General features: G+C 71.7%; 16 protein-coding genes and 1 pseudogene. 12 read left to right on the top strand and 5 right to left on the bottom strand.

Annotation, left to right across the window (positions count from 1 at the left end; translation table 11 throughout):
* Positions 1 to 22 precede the first annotated feature (22 nt).
* The gene (locus tag ACF09C_RS00390; protein WP_392086979.1) at positions 23 to 817 is read left to right on the top strand and encodes a helix-turn-helix domain-containing protein; all 795 of its coding nucleotides are present in this window, start codon (positions 23 to 25) and stop codon (positions 815 to 817) included.
* A 44-nt stretch (positions 818 to 861) separates the two neighbouring features.
* Here ACF09C_RS00390 and ACF09C_RS00385 read toward each other — a convergent pair whose 3' ends face one another.
* Entirely contained in the window at positions 862 to 1,563 is a 702-nt protein-coding gene (locus ACF09C_RS00385) for a FadR/GntR family transcriptional regulator (protein ID WP_392086976.1), read from the bottom strand.
* Between the two features lie 308 nt (positions 1,564 to 1,871).
* On the opposite strand from ACF09C_RS00385, the pseudogene ACF09C_RS00380 reads away from it, so the two are divergent.
* The 9 genes and pseudogenes from ACF09C_RS00380 (at position 1,872) to ACF09C_RS00340 (ending at position 9,949) form a co-directional block, all read left to right on the top strand.
* Positions 1,872 to 2,725: pseudogene (locus tag ACF09C_RS00380) on the top strand (fumarylacetoacetate hydrolase family protein).
* Positions 2,726 to 2,774: 49 nt separating this feature from the next.
* On the top strand, positions 2,775 to 4,136 hold the full coding sequence (locus ACF09C_RS00375) for an enolase C-terminal domain-like protein (protein ID WP_392086974.1): 1,362 nt from the start codon (positions 2,775 to 2,777) through the stop codon (positions 4,134 to 4,136).
* Entirely contained in the window at positions 4,133 to 4,888 is a 756-nt protein-coding gene (locus ACF09C_RS00370; RefSeq protein ID WP_392086971.1) for an SDR family NAD(P)-dependent oxidoreductase, read from the top strand. The genes ACF09C_RS00375 and ACF09C_RS00370 overlap by 4 nt, the downstream gene beginning before the upstream one ends.
* A gap of 59 nt (positions 4,889 to 4,947) precedes the next feature.
* Positions 4,948 to 5,934 carry an aldo/keto reductase gene (locus tag ACF09C_RS00365; protein ID WP_392086969.1) on the top strand — a complete coding sequence of 329 codons (987 nt, stop codon included), beginning with the start codon at positions 4,948 to 4,950 and terminating at the stop codon, positions 5,932 to 5,934.
* 2 nt (positions 5,935 to 5,936) lie between these two features.
* Positions 5,937 to 6,677, top strand: a complete 741-nt coding sequence (locus tag ACF09C_RS00360) for a (Fe-S)-binding protein (protein WP_392086967.1) — start codon at positions 5,937 to 5,939, stop codon at positions 6,675 to 6,677.
* The gene (locus ACF09C_RS00355; protein ID WP_392086966.1) at positions 6,674 to 8,140 is read left to right on the top strand and encodes a lactate utilization protein B; all 1,467 of its coding nucleotides are present in this window, start codon (positions 6,674 to 6,676) and stop codon (positions 8,138 to 8,140) included. Before ACF09C_RS00360 ends, ACF09C_RS00355 begins: the two co-directional genes overlap by 4 nt.
* Complete coding sequence (locus tag ACF09C_RS00350) at positions 8,137 to 8,790, top strand: lactate utilization protein C (protein ID WP_392086963.1); 654 nt, start codon at positions 8,137 to 8,139, stop codon at positions 8,788 to 8,790. The genes ACF09C_RS00355 and ACF09C_RS00350 overlap by 4 nt, the downstream gene beginning before the upstream one ends.
* The gene (locus tag ACF09C_RS00345; protein WP_392086961.1) at positions 8,787 to 9,098 is read left to right on the top strand and encodes an L-rhamnose mutarotase; all 312 of its coding nucleotides are present in this window, start codon (positions 8,787 to 8,789) and stop codon (positions 9,096 to 9,098) included. The genes ACF09C_RS00350 and ACF09C_RS00345 overlap by 4 nt, the downstream gene beginning before the upstream one ends.
* Positions 9,098 to 9,949: an amidohydrolase family protein gene (locus tag ACF09C_RS00340; protein WP_392086958.1), complete on the top strand. Its 852-nt coding sequence runs from the start codon at positions 9,098 to 9,100 to the stop codon at positions 9,947 to 9,949. The genes ACF09C_RS00345 and ACF09C_RS00340 overlap by 1 nt, the downstream gene beginning before the upstream one ends.
* 19 nt (positions 9,950 to 9,968) lie before the next feature.
* Here ACF09C_RS00340 and ACF09C_RS00335 read toward each other — a convergent pair whose 3' ends face one another.
* A complete protein-coding gene (locus tag ACF09C_RS00335; RefSeq protein WP_392086956.1) occupies positions 9,969 to 11,138 on the bottom strand; it encodes a hypothetical protein in 1,170 nt (389 codons plus the stop codon).
* Positions 11,139 to 11,464: 326 nt separating this feature from the next.
* On the opposite strand from ACF09C_RS00335, the gene ACF09C_RS00330 reads away from it, so the two are divergent.
* Positions 11,465 to 13,486: a calcium-binding protein gene (locus tag ACF09C_RS00330; protein ID WP_392086954.1), complete on the top strand. Its 2,022-nt coding sequence runs from the start codon at positions 11,465 to 11,467 to the stop codon at positions 13,484 to 13,486.
* Positions 13,487 to 13,509: 23 nt separating this feature from the next.
* Here the strand turns inward: ACF09C_RS00330 and ACF09C_RS00325 are convergent, their stop codons facing one another.
* Both ACF09C_RS00325 and ACF09C_RS00320 read right to left on the bottom strand, forming a co-directional pair.
* Positions 13,510 to 14,622, bottom strand: coding sequence for a choice-of-anchor A family protein (locus tag ACF09C_RS00325; protein WP_392086951.1), 1,113 nt, complete (start codon positions 14,620 to 14,622; stop codon positions 13,510 to 13,512).
* A 115-nt stretch (positions 14,623 to 14,737) separates the two neighbouring features.
* A complete protein-coding gene (locus ACF09C_RS00320) occupies positions 14,738 to 15,295 on the bottom strand; it encodes a peptidoglycan-binding protein (protein WP_392088599.1) in 558 nt (185 codons plus the stop codon).
* Between the two features lie 699 nt (positions 15,296 to 15,994).
* On the opposite strand from ACF09C_RS00320, the gene ACF09C_RS00315 reads away from it, so the two are divergent.
* Complete coding sequence (locus tag ACF09C_RS00315) at positions 15,995 to 16,297, top strand: hypothetical protein (RefSeq protein ID WP_392086949.1); 303 nt, start codon at positions 15,995 to 15,997, stop codon at positions 16,295 to 16,297.
* A gap of 436 nt (positions 16,298 to 16,733) precedes the next feature.
* On the opposite strand, the gene ACF09C_RS00310 is transcribed toward ACF09C_RS00315, so the two are convergent.
* On the bottom strand, positions 16,734 to 17,597 hold the full coding sequence (locus tag ACF09C_RS00310; RefSeq protein WP_392086947.1) for a hypothetical protein: 864 nt from the start codon (positions 17,595 to 17,597) through the stop codon (positions 16,734 to 16,736).
* Between the last annotated feature and the right edge of the window lie 170 nt (positions 17,598 to 17,767).

Genomic DNA, 17,767 nt, shown 5'->3' with positions numbered 1-17,767 from the left:
CTTCCACCGGTAGATTTTCGCCGTGCGCGAGAGATTCTGGATCCGGCCCGGACGGACGGCCGCCGTACCGCTGGACGAGCCGCCGCGGGTGCTGAGTCTCGGTGTCGGGGTCCACGGCACGACAAGTCCGGTGGACGTGTTCCGGCTCCCGGACCTCTGGCAGCTGCACCTCTACCGGTACACCGCGGAACTCGTCGTCGACGGCGTCCTCCACGTCGTGAGACCCGGTCATGTGAGCCTCGTGCCCCCCGGAGCAGAGGTGCGCTACCGCTACCGCGGGCGCTCCGAGCACCTGTACGCGCATCTGCGTCTGCCCGGCACGGGACCGACCGTCGACCTGCCCGTCGTCCAGGACGCCGGCGCGGCGACCCCCGGTCTCTCGGAACAGCTCCTGCGCGCCATCGCGGTGGCTCCGCGCAGTCCGCGCCGCGCCGACGCCGAGGTCTGGTCCGTGCTGTGGGAGCTGGCCGAACTCGCCCGGCCGGAAGGACGCGAGAAGAGCCCGCACGCCTCGCTCGCCGCCGCCGTCGCCCACATCGAGTCGCATCTCGCGGAGCGGCTCCTCGTCCCCGAGGTGGCGCGGGCCGCGGGCGTCTCGCACAACCACCTGCTGCGGCTCTTCCGCGCCGAGACCGGCACCACCGTCGTGGCGTACATCCGGCAGCGACGCATGGAGCGGGCACGGCACCTGCTGCGCGAATCGACCCTGTCGATCCCCGCGGTGGCGGCGGCCGTCGGGATCGACGATCTGCAGGCCTTCAACAAGGCGTGCCGACGCGAACTGGGCGCATCGCCGCGCGGGGTGCGGGCCGGATAAGGATCGTCCGTGCTGCTACTGGTCCGTTCTCACGATCTCGGGGCTCACCGCTCGACGTGGGACCGCAGCCACTCCTCGACCTCGCCGACATGGGCCGCCGCGGCCGCGCGCGCCGCCTCGGGGTCGCGTGCGACGAGGGCGCGGTGGATCGCCGCGTGTTCACGGCGGGTGCGCTCGAATGCGCCCTCCTCCGCGTAGCCCCGCCGGGCGCGGGCCCGGAACGTCCGGGTCGACAGACCTTCGAGGATGGCGGCCATGGTCCCGTTGCCCGAGGCCGCGTTGACAGCGCGGTGGAAGGCCAGGTCGTGGGCGAGGATCTCCTCGGGGTCCTCGGCCTGCTCCATCGCCCTCAGATGCGCGGTCACCGCGGCCAGTTGCTCCTCGTCGATCCGGGCGGCCGCCAGCGCGGTGGCCGTGGACTCCAGGACGCGCCGGATCTCCAGGAGTTCGACGAGCTGCTCGCCGCGCGAGAGGTCGGCGACGACGCCGAAGGTCTCCAGCAGGTCCTCGGCCCCAAGCCCCCGCACGTAGATCCCGGAGCCGTGCCGTGCCTCCAGGACGCCCATGACGGTCAGCGCGCGGACCGCCTCCCGCATCGAGCTGCGGGACAGTCCCAACTGCGCGGCGAGGTCCCGTTCCGTGGGCAACCGGTCCCCGGGGTTCAGCTCGCCCTCGGTGATCATCGCCTTGATCTGCTCGATCGCCCGCTGGGTCACGGTTCCCCGCTGCGGGGTGCGCTCCTCCACCGATTCCCTCCCTTGTCCGATTCGGGCAGTCTAGCCAGACAAGTGGTCCGACCACTTCGTGCTCGACAGGTGAAATCTTCCTCCCTGGGGGTGTCGTTGACGTCAAGTGGTCTGATAAATCTAGGAGGCCGAGGGTGTTCCGCTTGAGCCCCGGCCCGGGATCCGGACCGTCCGGCAGCCGTCGCTCCGCGCCGTCGCGGCCGTGACCACGGGTCCCGCGCAGGGGTGGGGCCGCGACCCGCCGCTCGACCGTCCCTCGGGCGGCAGCGGCCCCACCCCCCTCCCCCCGTCTGCGAGGAGACCTGCCAGTGAAGCTCATGCGCCTGGGCGCCCCCGGCGCCGAACGGCCGGCCGTACGCACCGACGACGGCCGGGTGTGGGACCTCACGCCCGTCGCCGGCGAGATCGACGGGGCGTTCCTCGCCTCGGGCGGACTTGACCGCGCCCGTGCGGCCGTCGGCGAACGGAGGCTCGCCGAACTGGACCCGAGGGGCCTGCGCGTGGGCGCCCCCGTCGCCAGGCCGGGGAAGGTGGTCTGTATCGGCCTCAACTACCGGGACCACGCGCAGGAGACGGGCGCCCCCGTCCCGCCCCGTCCGGTCGTCTTCATGAAGGATCCCGGAACGGTCGTCGGCCCGTACGACGAGGTGCTGATCCCGCGCGGCTCGGCGCGGACGGACTGGGAGGTGGAGCTCGCGGTCGTCATCGGCAGCCGGGCCCGCTACCTGGAGAGCGCGGCGGAGAGGGCCTGCGGCACATCGCCGGATACGCCATCAGCAACGACGTCTCCGAGCGGGGGTTCCAGCTCGACCACTCATCCCAGTGGGACCTCGGGAAGTCCTGCGAGACCTTCAACCCGCTCGGCCCGTGGCTGGTGACCTCCGACGAGGTGGACGACCCGCAGGACCTCGGGCTGCGCCTGACCGTCAACGGAGTCCGGAGACAGCACGGCACCACCCGCGACATGATCTTCCAGGTGGGCCACCTCGTCGCGTACCTGAGCAACTACATGGTCCTGGAGCCCGGCGACGTCATCAACACGGGCACACCGGCCGGGGTCGCCCTCGGCCTGCCCGGCACCCCGTACCTCCGCCCCGGCGACACCGTCGAGCTGTCCATCGACGGACTCGGCGACCAGCGCCAGACCTTCCGCCAAGCCTGACTTCCCGCGTGCCCCCCCGCCGGTCCAAGAGGCGCCTGAGAGGCCCCACATGACTGCATCCGCCGCCCGCGTCACCGCGGTCGACACCTACGACATCCGCTTCCCCACCTCGCGGGAACGCGACGGCTCCGACGCCATGAACCCCGACCCCGACTACTCCGCCGCCTACGTCGTCCTGCGCACCGACGCGGCCGACGGCCAGGAAGGACACGGCTTCACCTTCACCATCGGCCGCGGCAACGAAGTCCAGGTCGCCGCCCTCGACGCGCTGCGCCCGCACGTCGTCGGGCGCCCGGTCGCCGAGCTCTGCGCCGACCCCGGCTCCCTCAGCCGTGACCTGGTCGGGGACAGCCAACTGCGCTGGCTCGGACCGGAGAAGGGCGTGATGCACATGGCCATCGGCGCCGTCCTCAACGCCGTCTGGGACCTCGCCGCCAAGCGCGCGGGCAAGCCGCTGTGGCAGTTCCTCGCGGACGCCGAACCCGCCTGGCTCGTCTCCCAGATCGACTTCCGCTACATCGCCGACGCCCTCACCCCCGAGGACGCCCTCGCCCTGCTCCGCCGCGGCGGAACCGGCGCCCCCGAGCGCGCCGCCGCTCTCCGCGCCCACGGATACCCCGCCTACACCACCTCACCCGGCTGGCTCGGCTACTCCGACGAGAAGCTGAGCCGTCTCGCCCGGGCCGCCGTCGCCGAGGGCTTCACCCAGATCAAGCTCAAGGTCGGCGCCGACCTCGCGGACGACCTCCGCCGCCTGCGCGCCGCCCGCGCCGCCGTCGGCCCGGACATCCGCATCGCCATCGACGCCAACCAGCGGTGGAACGTCGACGAAGCCGTCGAGTGGACCAAGGCGCTCGCCGCCTACGACCCCTACTGGATCGAGGAGCCCACCAGCCCCGACGACATCCTCGGCCACGCGGCCGTACGCGGGGCCGTCGCACCGGTCAAGGTCGCCACCGGCGAACACGTACAGAACCGGATCGTCTTCAAGCAGCTGCTGCAGGCCGGCGCGATCGACATCCTGCAGATCGACGCCGCGCGCGTCGGCGGCGTCAACGAGAACCTGGCGATCCTGCTGCTCGCCGCGCACCACGACGTAGCGGTCTGCCCGCACGCCGGCGGCGTCGGCCTGTGCGAACTGGTCCAGCACCTGTCGATGTTCGACTACGTCGCCCTGTCCGGCACCACCGAGAACAGGGTGATCGAGTACGTCGACCACCTCCACGAACACTTCCGCACCCCCGCGGAGATCCGGGCCGGCCACTACAGGGCCCCGCTCACCCCCGGCTTCTCCAGCGAGATGCACCCGCGCTCCATCGAGGAGTACGCCTACCCCGACGGCACCTTCTGGAGCACCGACCTGGCGGCCGCCGGCCCCACCCGCCCCACCCGCGAAGGGAGCCCCGCATGAGCGAGTTCACCGGCCTGCGCGCCGTCGTCACCGGCGGCGCCTCCGGCATCGGCCTGGCCACCGCCGCACTGCTGGCCGCGCGCGGCGCCACCGTCGCCGTACTCGACCGCGCCCCCGACGGCCTGCCCGCACCCCTCGTCGGTCATCACGCCGACGTCACCGACGACACCGCCGTACGGTCGGCGGTGGCCGAGGCGGCCGAAGACCTCGGCGGCATCGACATCCTGGTCAACAACGCCGGCATCGGCGCCCTGGGCACCGTCGAGGACAACGACGACGCGCAGTGGCACCGGGTCCTGGACGTCAATGTGCTCGGCATCGTCCGGACCACGCGCGCGGCCCTGCCGTACCTACGCGCGTCCCGAGCCGCCGCCGTCGTCAACACGTGCTCGATCGCGGCCACCGCCGGACTGCCGCAAAGGGCCCTGTACAGCGCCAGCAAGGGCGCGGTCCTCTCCCTCACCCTCGCCATGGCCGCCGACCACGTCCACGAGGGCATCCGGGTCAACTGTGTGAACCCCGGAACCGTCGACACCCCCTGGGTCGGCCGACTCCTCGACGCCGCGGACGACCCGGCCCAGGAGCGGGCGGCCCTCGAGGCGCGCCAGCCCACCGGGCGTCTCGTCACGGCCGGCGAAGTCGCCGCCGCCATCGCGTACCTGGCGAGCCCCGCCGCCGCGTCGGTCACCGGCACGGCGCTCGCCGTCGACGGCGGCATGCAGGGCCTCCGCCCGCGGCCGGCCGAGAAATGAGCGGGCCCATGAGCCGAACGGGGAACCCGGCACCGAACCGAGCGAAAGGCACCGCCCCCGTGCGACACCACCCCCTCGGCACCGGCAAGGTCGCCGTCACCGCGCTCTCCTTCGGCGCCGCCGGCATCGGCAACCTCTACGCACCGGTCAACGTGGCACAGGCCGCCGGCGCCGTCGACGCCGCCTGGGACGCTGGCATCCGGTGCTTCGACACCGCCCCGCACTACGGCCTCGGCCTCTCCGAGGAACGTCTCGGCGCCGCCCTGCGCACCCGACCGCGGGACACGTACGTCCTGTCCACCAAGGTCGGCCGGCTCCTCCGGCCGGCCACCGGCGGCGGCGACGACCTCGCCAACGGGTTCGCCGTGCCGGCCACCCACCGCCGCGTCTGGGACTTCTCCGCCGACGGCGTACGCCGCAGCATCCACGAGAGCCTGGTGCGCCTCGGCCACGACCGCGTCGACGTCGTCTACCTCCACGACCCCGACGACCACGCCCGGGAAGCCTTCGACCAGGCGTATCCGGAGCTGGAGCGGCTGCGCGCGGAGGGCGTGATCGGCGCGATCGGCGCCGGGATGAACCAGACCGCCATGCTGACCCGGTTCGTCCGCGACACCGACGTCGACGTGGTGCTGTGCGCCGGCCGCTACACCCTCCTCGACCAGAGCGCCCTCACCGACCTCCTGCCGGAGGCCGCGGCCCGCGGCAGGAGCGTCGTGATCGGCGGCGTCTTCAACTCCGGGCTCCTCGCGGCCCCCCGGCCCGGAGCGACCTACGACTACACCACCGCGCCGCCCGAGGTCCTGGCCCGCGCCCTGCGCCTCCAGGCCGTCGCCGAACGGCATGGCGTGCCCCTGCGCGCCCTCGCCCTGCGCTTCCCCTTCGGCCACCCGGCCGTCGCGAGCGTCCTCGTCGGCGCCCGCTCGGGACACGAGGTCCGCGACGCCGCCGAGCAGCTCGCGCGGCCCCTCCCCGCCGACGTGTGGGCCGAACTGCGCGCCGAGGGCCTGCTGCCGGCCGCCGTCCCGGTGCCGGAGGAGAGCTGACCGTGCGCATCGCCCTCTTCGTCACCTGCTTCAACGACACGATGTTCCCGCGGACGGGCAGGGCCGTGGTCACCCTCCTCGAACGGCTCGGCCACACCGTCGACTTCCCGCGGGCCCAGGCGTGCTGCGGCCAGATGCACATCAACACCGGGTACCGGTCGCGGGCCCTGCCCATGGTGCGCCGCTTCACCGAGGTGTTCGCCGGCCACGACGCGATCGTGACCCCCTCCGCGTCCTGCGCCGGAACGATCCGCCACCACCACACGAAGGTCGCCCAGGAGCACGGCGAGGCGGGCCTGGCCGCCGACGCCGAACGGATCGGGCCGCGCGTGTACGAGCTGTCCGAACTGCTCGTCGACGTCCTGGGCGTCACCGACGTGGGCGCGTACTTCCCGCACCGTGTCACCTACCACCCCACCTGCCACTCACTCCGTACGCTCCGGGTCGCGGACCGTCCCCTGAAGCTCCTGAGGGCCGTCAAGGGCATCGACCTCGTCGAGCTGCCCGCCGCGGAGTCCTGCTGCGGCTTCGGCGGCACCTTCGCCCTCAAGAACGCGGACACCTCCCACGCCATGCTCGCCGACAAGATGCGGCACGTGCAGGAGACCGGCGCCGCGGTCCTCACGGCGGGGGACAACTCCTGCCTCCTGCACATCGGCGGCGGACTCTCCCGGCTGCGGACCGGCATCGGCACCCGCCACCTCGCCGAGATCCTCGCCTCGACGGACGGAGACCCCCGATGACCGCCACCGACAACGTCGTATGGCTCGGCGCCCCCGGCTTCCCCGACGCCGCACGCACCGCCCTCGCCGACGGCCGACTGCGTGCGAACCTGCGCCGAGCCACGACCACGATCCGCGACAGGCGCCTCGCCGCCACCGCGGAACTCGACCACTGGGAGCGGCTGCGCGAGGCCGGCGAGGCCGTCAAGCGCACCACGCTCCGCCACCTCGACCACCACCTCCTGCGCCTCGAGGAGTCCGTCACCCGGGCGGGCGGCCAGGTGCACTGGGCGTCCGACGCCGCCGACGCCCGCCGCATCGTCACCGAGCTCGTCCGGGCCACGGGCGAGACCGAGGTCCTCAAGATCAAGTCGATGGCGACGCAGGAGATCGGCCTCAACGAGGCACTGGACGCCGCCGGGATCCGTGCGTACGAGACCGACCTCGCCGAACTCATCGTGCAGCTCGGCGACGACCGGCCCTCGCACATCCTGGTCCCGGCCCTGCACCGCGGCCGGGCCGAGATCCGTGAGATCTTCCGCCGGGAGATGGGGAAGTGGGGCAGGCCGGCGCCCGCCGGACTCACCGACGACCCGCGCGAACTGGCCGAGGCGGCGCGGCTGCATCTGCGGGAGAAGTTCCTCCGCGCGAAGGTCGCCGTCTCCGGCGCCAACTTCGCCGCCGCCGACACGGGCACGGTGTGCGTCGTGGAGTCCGAGGGCAACGGCCGGATGTGCCTGACCCTGCCGGAGACCCTGATCACCGTCATGGGCATCGAGAAGGTCCTGCCCTCCTTCGCCGACCTCGACGTCTTCCTGCAGCTGCTGCCCCGCTCCTCGACCGGCGAGCGGATGAACCCGTACACCTCGATGTGGACCGGTGTGACACCGGGGGACGGGCCGCAGGACTTCCACCTCGTCCTGCTCGACAACGGCCGCACCGCCACCCTGAAGGACACCGTCGGACGGCAGGCACTGTCCTGCATCCGCTGCTCCGCCTGCCTCAACGTCTGCCCCGTGTACGAGCGCACCGGCGGCCACGCGTACGGATCGGTGTACGCGGGCCCGATCGGCGCGGTGCTCACCCCGCAGCTCGTCGGGGTCGAGCACGCGGACACGCTGCCGTTCGCCTCCACGCTCTGCGGCGCCTGCTACGACGCGTGCCCGGTGCGGATCGACATCCCCGAGGTCCTGGTCCATCTGCGGGCCCGGGCCGTCGAGGCGAAGGCGGCCGGCCGGCTCCTGCCGACGGCCGAGTCTTTGGCCATGGGGGCGGCGGCGATGGTACTGGGCTCACCCACCCGTCTCGGAAAACTCGGGCGGGCCGCCGGGTTCGCGGCCCGCCTGTGGGGGCGCCGCGGACTGATACGGCGACTTCCGGGCCCGCTCTCCCGATGGTCCGACACCCGCGACACGCCCGCGCCGCCCGCCGAGTCCTTCCGGAGCTGGTGGCGCCGCCGCACGAGAGAAGGAGGCGAGGGATGAGCAGCACGAGAGAGGCCGTACTGGCCCGCATCGCGGAGGCCCTGGCAGACGTCCCGGCGAGCGAGACACCCGACGGCGATCTCGTTCCCCGCGACTACCGCGCCGTCTCCACGGCCCCCGACCCGGTGGCCCTCTTCGTGGAACGCGTCGCCGACCACGGGGCGTCCGTCATCCGCACGACACGGGCGAAGGTGGCGGGCACCATCGCGGCTGCCTTGGCCGAGCGACCCGCCGACGGCGTCGTGGTACCGCCCGGATTCCCCGAAAAGCTCCTGCCCCAGGGCCGCTTCACCCGCCTCGGGGACGTACCGCCGCTCTCCCCGGACGACCTGGACGCGGCGGCGGTGCTCACCACCGCGGCCGTCGGGATCGCCGTCACGGGCACGGTGGTCCTGGACGCGGGCCCCGGACAGGGCCGCCGAGCCCTCTCCCTCCTCCCCGACCACCACATCTGTGTGGTGCGCGAGGACCAGATCGTCGGAGACGTCCCCGAAGCGCTGTCCCGTCTCGACCCCGCAGCCCCGCTCACCTTCGTCTCCGGACCGTCCGCCACCAGCGACATCGAACTCGACCGGATCGAGGGCGTCCACGGCCCCCGCACCCTCGACGTCATCGTCGTCGCCGCCCGATCCACCGAGGAGCCGTCATGAGAGTCGCCCTGCACACCAGGGTCCGTCCCGACCGCGTCACCGCGTACGAGGACGCCCATCGCGCGGTCCCCGAGGAACTGACCCGGGCCATCCGCGCGGCCGGAGCCACTTCCTGGACGATCTGGCGCAGCGGCACCGACCTCTTCCACGTCCTGGAGTGCGAGGACTACACGAGGCTCCTCGCCGCCCTGGAGCACCTCCCGGTCAACGTCGCCTGGCAGGCCCGGATGGCCGAACTGCTCGACGTCGTCCACGACTACGGCGCCGACGGCGCGGCCGCCGGCCTGCCCGTCGTCTGGGAGCTGTGATGCACGGCGGCATCGTGGACGCCCACCACCACGTGTGGGACCTCGGCGCGCGGGACCAGCCCTGGCTCGCGGACGACGAAATGACGCCGCTGCGAAGGAACTTCACCCTCGCCGACCTCGCGCCCGAAACGGGTGCGGCGGGCGTGACATCGACCGTCCTCGTACAGACGGTCACGACGGCCGAGGAGACACCGGAACTCCTCGCCCTGGCCGGCGCCCACGACCTCGTCGCGGGAGTGGTCGGCTGGACCGACCTCACGGCCCCCGACGTGGCCGACGAACTCGCTCGGCTCCGTGAACTGCCGGGCGGGAACAAGCTGGTGGGCATCCGCCACCAGATCCAGAGCGAGCCCGACCCGCTGTGGATCCTGCGGCGGGACGTCCTGCGCGGCCTGGACGCCGTGGCCTCGGCGGGCCTCGCCTACGATCTCGTGATCCGCCCCCACCAGCTGCCCGCCGCGACCTCGGCGGCCTTCCTGCTGCCGCACCTCACCTTCGTCCTCGACCACCTGGGCAAGCCCCCCGTCGCCACCGGCGAACGGAACACCTGGGCCCGGCACCTCCACGCCCTGGCCACCCTGCCGCACACGACGGCCAAGCTCTCGGGCCTCGTCACCGAGGCGCGCTGGGACTCCTGGACCCCCGACGACCTGCGGCCGTACACCGAAACGGCCCTGGAGGTCTTCGGCCCGGACCGCCTGATGTTCGGATCGGACTGGCCGGTCTGCCTCCTGGCGAGCTCGTACGGCGAGGTGGTGACGACGGCACACGAGCTGACGGCGGACCTCACCGAGCCGGAACGGACGGCGGTCTTCTCCGGCACGGCGAAGCGCGTGTACGGCCTCAGGTGAACGGCCCCGCGGGGGCACGTCACATCACGATCAGCGCCAGAGGCGTGTCGCTGAGACCGGTCCTGAGGTGGAGCAGCACCGTACTCGTGACCTGGGACGCGTCGATGTTCAGGTACAGCGTCGTCCGGAAGGTCGCACCCGGCGCGAGGGCGGGCACGTTCCAGTACTGCCAGCCGGTGCCGTAGGTGCCGACCCCCGGCGACTGCCCTCCGATGGACTGCATCTGCGTGGCGGCCGTGGTGGAGCCCGAGGTGTTGGTGATCGTGACGGGGATCGGGACCTGGGCGCCGCGGGAGACCGTGCAGTCGCCGCTCGGCGGAGTGGCAGTGGCCCGGAGCGGGCCGCTGCTTCCGGTTCCGGTGATGACGCCCATCTCGTACGAGTGCTGCGACACCCAGGGGCAGGCGTCGGCGTTCTCGGCGCCGGCCTCCCAGACCACGACACCGTCGGCCTTCGCCTTGACCTGCTGGATCACATGGGCCCAGCTGTTGCCCGGCTGGTACGTCTCCGAGGGGAACGACACCGGGTTGACGTACGGGTAGACGGGGTGATCCGGCGCCATCGCGCGGTCGCGCGCGATCGACGCGTCGAACCGGCTCGTCCAGGCCGCCAACGACTGGCCGTCGTCGAAGTAGGCACGGGGGGCGAAGCAGTTCAGCAGGTCGTCGTCGTGCAGCTGCTTGATCAGTTCCTGGTTGCGTGTCTGCCAGTCGTAGCCGTAGTGGCAGATCGGCGCCTGCGGAGCCGCGTTGCGGGTCCACGTCAGCAACTGCCGCCACAGGTTGTAGGCATGGGTCGCCGCCTGCCCCGTGGGAACCTGCGTCAGCTCGATGTCCTCGAAGTCGAGCACGACCGGCGCGGTCGCCTCACCCCCGAACTGCCCTGCGCCCATGTACTCCTTGACCTTGGCCTCGTACGTGGCCTGCGAAGGCAGCGCCCCGCCGTTGGAGGTACAGCCGGTCGCGTCGCAGCGGTAGGCGAAGACGTCGTAGACGACAGTGGCCTTCGTGGCGCCGTACTGGGGCTGCCCGGTCGGATGAGCACCCCGCTCGTTGGTGTACACGGTGAACCCCGCGGCCGCGCTCGACGCATCCGCGCTCGACGGAACCGCGCTCGACGGAACCGCGCTGTGCAGCACGAGCGCGCCGACCGCGCCGGCAAGTGTGGTGAGGAGCTTGCGACGTTGCAATGTGTCCTCCTGAGGGGAATCCGGGGCATCAACTCCCCGGCCTCGTACGGTCATGGGAACAATACGATCGTCACGATCGAAGTCAATGGTTCAGGAGAGAATTTCCGATCGTTGCGATCGGTTGCGATGCCGCCCTCCACGCGGTGCGCCTCAGCGCGCACGGCGGCCGTGTCCACCAAGATCCCCTCACCCACACGAGTGGGCTCCCCTCGCCCAGCGGGCCCAGTATCGCGAGCCGCTACGCTCCCGCGCCGACGGTGGCCGGAAGCTGAAGGCCGTCACTGGCGGTGACCGGCCGCGGGGCGGTCGGAGGCGGAGAGGTTCAGATGTCCACAACCATGGCCGATGTCGGAGCGGTGCGGAGAGGAAGCCTGCGCGGCGGCCGTGCCCGCGCCGCACTCGTCGCGGGCCTCGCCCTGTCACTCGCCCTGAGCCTGCCGGGCGTCGCGACGGCAGTCCCGGGCGACCTGGATCCGGGCTTCAGCGGGGACGGAAAGGTCACCGTCGACGTCGCGAACGCCGAGTTCAACTCGGATGTGCTCGTGCAGGCGGACGGCAAGATCGTCACACTCGGCAGCGGCTCCGATTTCGAGCAGCCCTACGACTTCGTCCTCGTGCGGCACAACGCCGACGGCAGCCGGGACACGACATTCGGCGGCGGCGACGGTGTCGTCTTCACCGACTTCGACGCCGGCAGCCACGACGAGGCCCGGGCACTGATGCAGGACAGCACCGGCGGGCTCCTCGTCGTGGGCAGCAGCGGGCCGGCGGACACCTTCGTGCCGCAGGTGGCGATGGCGCGCTACACCCTGGACGGCTCCCTGGACACCACGTTCTCCGGCGACGGCAAGCTCGTCACCGGACTCGGGTCGACCGCATCGAGCGTCGCCAACACCGTGATCAACGGAACCGACGGCCGCATCATCATCGGCGGCGCCCTGGGCGGCAACGCGATGGTCGCCGCCTTCACCTCCGCCGGTACCCCCGAGGCCCCGTGGGGCGACGACGGCTCGGGGAAGACCGTCTTCACGTACGCCGGCGGCGGCTCGGCGATCTACGACCTGACGCCGGCGGGCGGCGAAGCGTATCTCGCGGCCGGTTCAAGCCCGGCCGGCTTCGGGCTCATGCGCTTCTTTCAGGAGTTCGGGGGCACGGACGCGTCGTTCGGCGACAACGGCAAGGTGGCCACGGCGTTCGGGAACGAGATCCGGAGCGTGGAACAAGTACCCGGAGGGTTCGTCGCCGCCGGGTCCAGTGGCAGCGGGACGGGATCCCGGTTCGCCGTGGCCCGCTACGACGAGGACGGGAACCTGAGCCCGGCGTTCGGCGGCGGAACCGGCACGGTGACCACCGCCTTCGGTGCGAGCTCCGCGGTGGGGCACGACATGGTCCTCCAGGAGGACGGCAAGATCGTGGTCGTGGGCGGCGCGAGCCTCGATCTCGCGGTCGCCCGCTACAACACGGACGGCTCCCTGGACACCACCTTCCACGGTGACGGCCTGGTGACCACCGACATCTCGACGTTCTTCGACGAGGCCTACGCCGTGGCGCTGCAGTCCGACGGGAAGATCGTCGTGTCCGGCCAGGACGGCGACAACCAGGCCGTGGTCCGCTATCGGATCGACGACACCCCGCCCCCGCCCACGGTGGACATCTCCGTCACCAAGACCGGGCCCGCCACCGTCAGTCTCGGTGACACGGTGACGTACACGATCCGGGTGACCAACCACAGCACGACGACGACCGCCGGGGTATCGGTCTCCGACACCCTCACCGGCGGGTCGGGCACCCTGCTGTCGGCCACCCCCAGCCAGGGCGGTCCCTGCACCGTCAACCCGACCACCATGAACTGCAGCCTCGGGAACATCGCCCCCGGTGCCTCGGCCACCGTCACCGTGGTCGCCGAGCCGCGTGCGACCGGCACCCTGACGGACTGGGTGGTTGCCGGGTCGGTCCAGGAGGACCCCAACCAGACCAACAACCAGGCCAGCGCCTCGACCACCGTCAACAACGCTCGTGGCTGCACCATCATCGGCACCAGTGCCACCGAGACGATCAACGGCACCGCCGCGGGCGATGTGATCTGCGCGCTCAGTGGCAACGACACCGTCTACGGCCACGGCGGCAACGACACGATCTACGGCGGAGCCGGCAACGACTACATCAGCGGCGGCACCGGCACCGACCGGCTGTTCGGCCAGTCCGGCAACGACTGGCTCGCCGGCGAAGGCGGCAACGACAACCTCAACTCCCAGGACGGCGTGGGCGCCAACGACGCCGTCGACGGCGGCTCCGGCATCGACACCTGCACCACCGACGCGAACGACTACCGCTACAACTGCCCGTAGGCCCTGAGGCGTTGCCCGTACCGTCAGCGTTGGACGCGGCGGCGGCGTGTGGCCAGCAGGGTCGCTCCACCGGCAGCTCCGAGCGCGGCGGCGGTGATCAGGTACGGGGCGATCTGCCCGCCCGTCGTCGCGAGCGAGCCGTCGTCCTTGCCGCCTCCCGGGGGAGGCGTCGCGGACGTGGACTGCGAGGGCGTCGGCTCGGAGGTCCCCGGCGTCGGCGTGGACGCGTCGGGCGTCGGGGTGGACGTGCCGGGCCGCACCGGGGGAGTGCTCTCGGTGCCGGGCCGCGACGGCGTCGGAGTCGGCTGCGACGGAGTGCCGTTCGGCACCTCCGGCGCGGTCGGCTCGGGCTTGCACGCGAACGTCGACGAGCCCGTCCAGGGGTAGTTGTGGCTCTCGTTGCCGGTGCCGTGGGTGCGGATGTCGCCACCGGCGTACACCCGGCCGTTGGTGCTGGCGGTCAGGTCCGCGCCGGCCTTGGGCGCGACGATCGACCCCATGAAGTTGCCCCCGCCGCCGAGGCTGATCGAGGTGGAGTCCTCCAAGTTGTGGAGGATCCGCGACGCGGCCTCGCCGAAGTGGGCGGAGTCGTAGACGTCGACGCGATCGCCGTTGAACCCGACGGACATGGGGGAGATGCCGACGGCCTGGCCGCCCGTCACGTTGACCACGACGGCGTCCTTGTCGGGGATCGACGTGAACACGAAGCTGGAAGCGCCGTCCATGTCCTTCGCGGAGATCTCGAAGACCTGGGGACCGGCCCCGTGCCCGCCGCCCTTGAAGGTCACGGTCCCGCCCGACCGGACGGCCGTCCCGGTCGGCGCGAGCGCGGCGAGCGACCTGGACTCGCCGCGGATGCTGTCGCCGAACGCGTCGTACGGGTGAGGGCGTCCCGTACACCCGTCAGGCCGTGGCCCACGTCCACCGTCGTGCCCTTGGCGATCGACAGGGCACCCCACGGCGAGCATCACCGAACCCGACTCGGGCAGGATGCCGGAACCGGCCCCGACCCGGCCCACGTTGAACACACCCCCGGACTTCTTGGCGAAGGTGGCGTTCCCGCGGACGACCAACAGGCCCTCCGCCTCGGCGGACCCGCCGTCCACCATGTAGTCGCCGCCCGCGTACAGGGCCACGTTGGCGTCGGTGAACAGCGGGTTGTGGCCGATTCCCGGTTCCTTCCCGGGCGTGGGACAGGTGAGGAGATGGGGTCTGGGGGGCGTCGAGCCCGTCACCTGACCGATCGCCGGGTCAGTCGTCCCAGCCGGCCCAGTCGTCCCAGCCCCAGTCGTCCCGGTCGTCGCGACTGGTCTCGGCGTACAGGGCGGCGCGCGTCAGCGGACCGTAGACGCCGCGTGCCTCGGGGATGTTGCGGGCTGTTTGGAAGCGGCTCAGAGCCGTTGCCACGGAGTCGCTGAAGACGCCGTCGACCGAGCCCAGGTACAGATGAAGTTGGCGGAGGCGACGCTGCAGATCGTCGACCTCGGGGCCGGTGCTGCCGAGCTGGATGACGTCCGTGTCCGGCGTCCGCCCGGGCGGTGCGGAGCTGCGCGTCGGGCTCGCCGTGGGCCTGTGGGTGGCGGACGACGGGGGCGGGGTGCGGGGAGTGGACGTCCTCGCCGGGGTGCGCGGGCTGTCGGTCGCCGGCGAGGTCGTCGGAGCGACGGTCGTCGTCGTGGGAGGCCGAGGGGACACGAGCGTGATGGTCGGCGGCTCGGCGTCCGGGGTCGTGCTGGGAGGTGGGAGGTCGGGCATCGTGAGGGACAGACTGTCCGGGCGCGCCTGGCCCAGCCCCGAGGTCAGACCCACGGTCAAACCGATTCCCGCGGCCAGCGCGCCCGACAGGAGCAGCGGGAGCGACAGGCCGGCCCTGTCGTCACGTTCGGCCGCCGACGCGGCCCTCCGCGCCCGTGACGTCTTCCTTACGTGCCGGGGCTTCCCGGCCCCATGACGTGCGCGCGGCGGCCCGGAGTCAGCAGCGCCGCGCGTTGGCGTCAGCTCCCCGTCGAAGAGCTCGACGTCCTGCGTGCGGGCCCCCTGACAGGGACCGCCGGGCCACGCGACCTTCCCGAAGACGAGGTCGTCCTGCGGGGGACCTGACTCCGGCTCAGGGGCGCTGGAGGTGACTGCTGTGGTCAGGGCAGTCCTGTTGCGCATGCGGATGCTCCAGGTGTGGAGAAGTGGTGGGTGATATGGCAGATCCGCGGATGTTGGGGCGGAAGATGGGGAGACTTTGACCGACACTCAAGGTAGGCGTCAACTGTGGGCCGCAGCGTAGAAATCGTGAAAAACGGGACAGTCGCGACGTTGATTCTTAAACAACCCTTAATGAGTGACGCACGTCACTCCTTGAGAGGGTGTGAAGCGACGCATCCTCAAGTCAACCGCCGAGAACGAGAGTTGAATTTCCCCCCTCGGCAGGGGAAGCGACGGCCCCCGGGTGCCGACCCGAGCGCGTCCGCGTCCGAGGCGTGTGTTGAGATGAGGCCCTTCACCGAGGGAGGGCGGATGGCGGACGACGCGCATGAGGTGTGCGGCCCGGTGCGAGTTCTGTCTCCCGGCGACCCTGTCTTCGTGTCCGGGTGTGTGTACCGCGGGCGGCCGGTCGTGCGTGTCCACCTCGATGAGGACGGCGACTGGCAGGCGTTCTCGGCTGTGGAGCCACGCTGGTTCGGGCGCCCGCGCCTGATGTACGCGGCGCACTTGCTGGAGCGTGACCCGTCGCTGGCGAGCCTGCCGGCCCTGCCGCTCGGTCACCTCGCGTACAGGGACGACGCTTCCGGCACCACCTGGCGGACAGCGCAGGGGTGATGGTCGGCAGCGCGGCCGCGGCCGGATCGCTTCCGCCGTCGCCCCCCCCCGAGTCGACCGAGGGCCGTGACCCTCGCCCCGATCCTGACTCCTCACCTCCGAGGCGGTCTCAGTCGCGTGGTCACCCCGCTCGCGAGCGGCCCCCAATGCTCGCGCCACGTGTCCAGTCGCACCATGTGGTGGAACTCCGCCTGAGCCGAACTGGCGCCGCCGAGAAGGTGCGTGAGCTCCTCGTGCAGATCTCGCCAACGCTCCGTCCCGGTGATCCCCGCCACCGCACCCGCCGCCCGCCGCGCCGGCTCGGCATGGGCCGATGCGATCTCCGTGGCGTCGTGCGTCGACGTCATTCGGCTCGCCGCGGGCGCGCCCTATTATCGTCATCGGGACGATAATAGGGCGCGGCAGTCTCCGGCTCCCGTTCGCCGGTGCTGGAGCGTCAGACGGGAAACGCGGCGAGACCGCCGTGTTCGGTCGGCTCGAAGCGGAAGGCGTCGTCGACCAGGTGCCGGGCCCGGATGAGCTCCACCAGGGCGAAGTACGCCGCCACGATGCCGTCGACCGCCGCGCGCATGCCGCGGGCGGCCTCGTCACGCCCTTCGAGGGAGGCGGGCAGCACGAGTACCGCGGGGTGGTCCGGGTCCTCCCACACGAGCGCGTCGGAGTGGGTCGCGAACCGCTGGACCGCGGCGTCCAGCCGTTCGCGCGCCCGCTCCAGCTCCGCGTCGCCGAAGAGGGCGCCGGACCGGTCGACCGTTCCGTTCGCGTAGACCACGGGCAGGCGGTGTCCGTGCCGCTGCAGATATCCCCAGAGGGGCGTGGCGACGTGTTCGGGGACGCGCTCGAAATTGTCGAGGTCCCGCAGGGCGGAGAACCATTCGCTGTCCCAGCGCCACTCCCTGAGGAGTGTGAGGGAGCCTCGCAGGTCTCGCTCCTGGGGTGTGCGCGGGGGAGTTCCCGAACGCTTTCTGGGAGGGACTCCGTGGAGCTCTTCCACGGCTTTCCAGTACAACATGTACCAGAATTCCACGGAATTCATGACGTATCCCTCGTCGCGGGATCGCGCGGCCGACTCCAGGTAGGCGACCAGCAGTCGGAACTGCCAGTCCTTGACCGGCAGGGCGGTGCCGTCCAGCCAGGAACGGACCTCCGCCTCCGACCAGTCCGCGCCGCCGACCCGAGGCCTGCGCCCAAAGGCCAGCAAGCCCTCGACCGGCACGCCGGACCTGGTCCACAGTTCCCGCAGGCGGTGCGAGAAATCCCCTTCGGGGAAATCGCCCTCGCGGACACCGGTTTCCCTCATGAACCCTTACGCCCTCACGTCACGTGGTGGTGGACAAAAGACCGGCCGTGGGGGGGGGGGGGGGGGCGGGGCGCCCCCGGGCCCCCCCCCCCCGCCCCCCGAAAACCCCCCAAAGGAGAAGCCAACCACCATAAGAAAATGGTGTAGCAGATACCTCAAAATGGAAAAAG

It is taken from the genome of Streptomyces sp. NPDC014870 (assembly GCF_043081505.1).
Classification (GTDB): domain Bacteria; phylum Actinomycetota; class Actinomycetes; order Streptomycetales; family Streptomycetaceae; genus Streptomyces.
Note: the sequence above shows the minus strand (reverse complement) of the source record. Positions and strands in the feature narration are given on the sequence as shown.

Excerpts from the sequence above, each read along its gene's own strand:
- ACF09C_RS00370 (WP_392086971.1), top strand. The coding sequence starts at position 4,133 with ATGAGCGAGTTCACCGGCCTGCGCGCCGTCGTCACCGGCGGCGCCTCC.
- ACF09C_RS00340 (WP_392086958.1), top strand. The coding sequence starts at position 9,098 with ATGCACGGCGGCATCGTGGACGCCCACCACCACGTGTGGGACCTCGGC.
- ACF09C_RS00330 (WP_392086954.1), top strand. The coding sequence starts at position 11,465 with ATGTCCACAACCATGGCCGATGTCGGAGCGGTGCGGAGAGGAAGCCTG.
- ACF09C_RS00310 (WP_392086947.1), bottom strand. The coding sequence starts at position 17,597 with ATGAGGGAAACCGGTGTCCGCGAGGGCGATTTCCCCGAAGGGGATTTC.
- ACF09C_RS00375 (WP_392086974.1), top strand. The coding sequence starts at position 2,775 with ATGACTGCATCCGCCGCCCGCGTCACCGCGGTCGACACCTACGACATC.
- ACF09C_RS00345 (WP_392086961.1), top strand. The coding sequence starts at position 8,787 with ATGAGAGTCGCCCTGCACACCAGGGTCCGTCCCGACCGCGTCACCGCG.
- ACF09C_RS00350 (WP_392086963.1), top strand. The coding sequence starts at position 8,137 with ATGAGCAGCACGAGAGAGGCCGTACTGGCCCGCATCGCGGAGGCCCTG.
- ACF09C_RS00355 (WP_392086966.1), top strand. The coding sequence starts at position 6,674 with ATGACCGCCACCGACAACGTCGTATGGCTCGGCGCCCCCGGCTTCCCC.
- ACF09C_RS00315 (WP_392086949.1), top strand. The coding sequence starts at position 15,995 with ATGGCGGACGACGCGCATGAGGTGTGCGGCCCGGTGCGAGTTCTGTCT.